Raw genomic sequence first — 2,826 nt, forward strand, 5'->3', positions numbered from 1 at the left:
GTCGGCGCCCGCGGTGAGCGCCACGCACGCGACCCCGCGCTCGATCAGCATGCGCGCCCCCTCGGCCAGCGAGTCGGCGCCGGTGAAGCCGCGGACCTGGTCGTCGTTGGGCAGCAGGTAGTCCACGTGCGGCAGGGCGTCCGCGATCCACTCGAGCATGCCCGGGTCGCCGTCGGCGAGGATGTCGACCGACGTGGTGATCCCCTTCCCGCGGGCACGGGCGAGCAACTCGCCCGCCGCCGGGCCACCCAGGAACTCCGGCCCGCCCAGGTGCAGATGCGTGAGCCCCTCGAGCGCGTCGTCGTCGATGTCGTCCAGGGTGAACACGCCGTTCGCGCCGATGCAGTGCCACGCGGGTCGGTCCCCGTTGGGGCGCACGGGGATCACCGAGGCGGACGTCTGTGCGTCCGACTTGGTCACCAGGCGACCGGTGTCGACCCCCTCCCCGCTCAGCAGGGTCGTCAGGGTTCGTCCGATGGAGTCGGCGCCGACCGCACCGATGCTCCGGACCCCGGCCCCGAGGCGGCTGAGCACCACGGCGGTGCCCCCCGCGGTCCCGGCCGGCGAGAAGGCGATCGTGTCCACGAGGGCACCGGCGGAGCCCTCCGGGATGGAGTCGATCCCGATCGCGTGGACGTCGAGGACGTGCACTCCGACCGTCGCGATCGTCATGGATGAGATGTCGGTCATTGCGGGCTCTCCTTGGTGGTTCCGTACTCGAGGGTGATCGCCTGGACGACCGCGTCGTGTTGCTGCGCCTCGGTGAGGGGTCGCGGTGTGCCCACCCCACTCGCGCGGACGTGCAGGGCCGCCAGCCACTCCAGCAAGAGCGCGTTGTCGAGGGCCTTGTCGAGGGAGGATCCCACCGCCACCGAGCCGTGGTTGGCCATCAGTACCGCCTGCCGGTCGCGCAGGCCGGCCACGACGAGGTCGGCGAGCTCGGGGGTTCCGAACGTGGCGTAGGGCGCCACCCGGATCTCACCGCCCAGCAGCAACTGCTGGTAGTGCAGCACGGGCAGCGAGTCCATCCCGGTCACGCAGGAGACGGCGGTGGAGAACGGGGCGTGGGTGTGGACGATCGCCGCGGACGGGGTACGTGCGTAGACGCCCAGGTGCAGGCCGAGTTCGGAGGTCGGTTCGAGGTGACCGACGAGGTGGTCCCCGGTCGGGGTGAGGACGGTGACGTCCTCGGCACGGCAGTCGGCCAGGATCACCCCGGTGCCGGTCACGGCGATCCGCCCGTCGTCCACCCGTGCCGAGACGTTGCCGGCGGTGCCGATGAGCAGACCCTCGGCCGCCAGTCGCCTGGCGGTGGCGGCGACGTGCTCACGGGCCCGCGACACGTGCTCGTCGGCCCGCGACGACTGCTCGTGGGTTCCCGACGACTGCCCACGGGATCCCGACGACTCCGTCGTCACCGCCCACCAGCCTGGTCGATGCCGCGCTCGGCGTGCACGACGCTCTCGAGCGTCTCCATGGACCGGCGGAACTGGCCGGACAGCGACTTCTCGAGAAGCGGTGCGATGAGGCGGCCGAGGGGGCCGAGCCCGACCCGGCAGTCGACCCGGTACGTCATCAGGGTGGCCTCGGCGCCCAGCGGTTCGAAGCGGAAGGTGTTGACCATGTCGTGCAGTGGCGCGAACCCGGTCCCGGAGTCGACCCTGAGGGAGTGCGGTTCGATCTTCCCGACCGTCCACACGGACCGAGTCGTGAGCGGCCCGACCGTCCTGTTGCGCTCGGAATAGGTCTCGCCGACTCTCGCCGCACCGTGGTGGGCGGTGACCTCCAGGGCCCCGTCGACCCACTCGGCGTACCGGGAGGTGTCGTCGATCACGGCCCAGATGTCCTCGACCGGCGCTGCGAGTCGCTGCTGTACGGAGACGGTCAAACGTGTCACGAGGTTCCTCCTGAATATGCGATCACGGCGCGGGCGGCGGTCTCCCCGGAGCGGACAGCGCCGTCCATGTAGCCGTTCCAGTAGTCGGAGTGTTCGGCACCGGCCCAGTGCACGCGGCCGAGCGGCCGGTCGCGCCACTGTCCGAGCGTGGTCAGGACGCCAGGGCCCAGGACCGCGGTCGGGCCACCCCGGGTCCAGCGTTCCGCGGTCCAGTCCTTCTCGAAGTAGCCGACAGGCGCCAGCGCCGCGGGCCCGACCACCCGGGCGAAGCTCTGCAGTACCGCTCCGCCGCGCTCCCGGGCGGGACGTGGCGCCCACTTCCGCCACCCCGCGCCTCCCACGAAGCCCATGAGGATCCCGGGTGCGCCGCTCGGCGGGGTGTTGTCGAACATCGAGCACACAGGGGAGCCGCCACCACGGAAGACGCCCTGGCCGGACAGTCCGTCCTCCCGCCAGAACGGGCGCTCGTAGATCGCCTCACACTTCATCAGCGTGCCGAACGTCATCCTCCGGAACAGCGCGTCCTGGTGGGCGGGCAGCAGCGGGCTCCACTCGATCTCGGCGGCCAGATGGGGCGGCGCGGTCACGATCACCTGGTCACCGTCGAAGGATCCCGCGTCGGTGGTGACGGTGACCCCGGCGGCACGGTGCTCGATCCGCCGGACGGGGGCGTCGAGGGTGACGTCGTCGCCCAAATCCTCGGCCATCAGTCGCGAGATCACCTGCGAACCGCCGGCGAACCGGGACTCCTGGGCCCCGCCGGTCACCCCGATCATCCGGTCCAGTGAGCCCGGCGAGATCTCGTCACCCGCGCCCGCGACGTAGGCCAGGCCGTACAGCGCCGAGGCCTCGGACGACGCCGCCCCGAACGCCGAGCCGAGGAGGGTGTCGATCAATTCGACCCCGCCGGCGCCGATCGCGCCGCGCCG

3 protein-coding genes and 1 pseudogene are annotated in these 2,826 nt (G+C 71.8%); all 4 read right to left on the minus strand.

Annotated elements, in window-relative coordinates:
* Positions 1–690: carbohydrate kinase family protein (locus tag G6027_RS14400; protein WP_182637770.1), on the minus strand; the 690-nt coding region annotated here is incomplete at its 3' end.
* Positions 687–1,331, minus strand: a pseudogene (locus G6027_RS14405) (class II aldolase/adducin family protein); the annotation flags it as partial. The gene G6027_RS14400 and the pseudogene G6027_RS14405, both read right to left, overlap by 4 nt.
* Before the next feature lie 83 nt (positions 1,332–1,414).
* Positions 1,415–1,888: an SRPBCC family protein gene (locus G6027_RS14410; protein ID WP_187702916.1), complete on the minus strand. Its 474-nt coding sequence runs from the start codon at positions 1,886–1,888 to the stop codon at positions 1,415–1,417.
* Between the two features lie 5 nt (positions 1,889–1,893).
* The coding region (locus tag G6027_RS14415; RefSeq protein WP_182637772.1) for an FAD-dependent oxidoreductase at positions 1,894–2,826 on the minus strand (933 nt) is incomplete at its 5' end.

The organism is Dietzia sp. SLG310A2-38A2, from assembly GCF_014145095.1.
Classification (GTDB): domain Bacteria; phylum Actinomycetota; class Actinomycetes; order Mycobacteriales; family Mycobacteriaceae; genus Dietzia.